This window comes from Streptomyces doebereineriae, assembly GCF_031845645.1.
GTDB lineage: Bacteria > Actinomycetota > Actinomycetes > Streptomycetales > Streptomycetaceae > Streptomyces > Streptomyces canus.
On sequence record NZ_JAVREZ010000165.1, the window covers coordinates 1 to 478 of the forward strand.

Annotated in this window: 2 protein-coding genes; both read left to right on the top strand. The window is 67.2% G+C overall.

The features are described 5' to 3' along the window. On the top strand, positions 1-220 hold a 220-nt coding region (locus RNB18_RS51255; protein WP_311720959.1), incomplete at its 5' end, for a hypothetical protein. Further along, positions 129-478 (top strand): extracellular solute-binding protein (locus tag RNB18_RS51260; RefSeq protein ID WP_311720958.1); only part of this gene is annotated, 350 nt, incomplete at its 3' end. The genes RNB18_RS51255 and RNB18_RS51260, both read left to right, overlap by 92 nt.

A 478-nucleotide genomic window follows, 5' to 3' on the forward strand; every position in this document is an offset into this window, starting at 1 on the left:
GGGAAAATCGCAGTTCATCCGGACGGTGGCAGGACGGGTGGTGCCGCCGTGGCCGACAGGAGCTTCCGACCGGGAAGTCCGCACGGCGACGCGACGCCCACCGTCCGTGAGCCAGGTGATCGACGAGGATGGGCGAGGCTGTGCAGCGGCGCTTTTCGGTTATGACCGCGGTGGTGGCCGCGCGGGGATTGACGGCAACGTTGTCGGGATGCGGCGGTGAGAGCGGCTCGGGCGATGTCACCCTGAAGCTGGTCGCCGCCGACTACGGCACCAGTTCGGCCAACAGCTCCGAGAAGTACTGGAGCGGTGTCGCGGCGGGCTTCGAGAAGCAGAACCCCGGCATCAAGGTCGAGGTCAACGTCCTCTCCTGGAAGGACGTCGACCGCAAGGTCGCCGAGATGGTGAAGGCGGGCAAGGCCCCCGACATCGCCCAGATCGGCGCCTACGCCGACTACGCCAAGGACGGCAAGCTCTACAG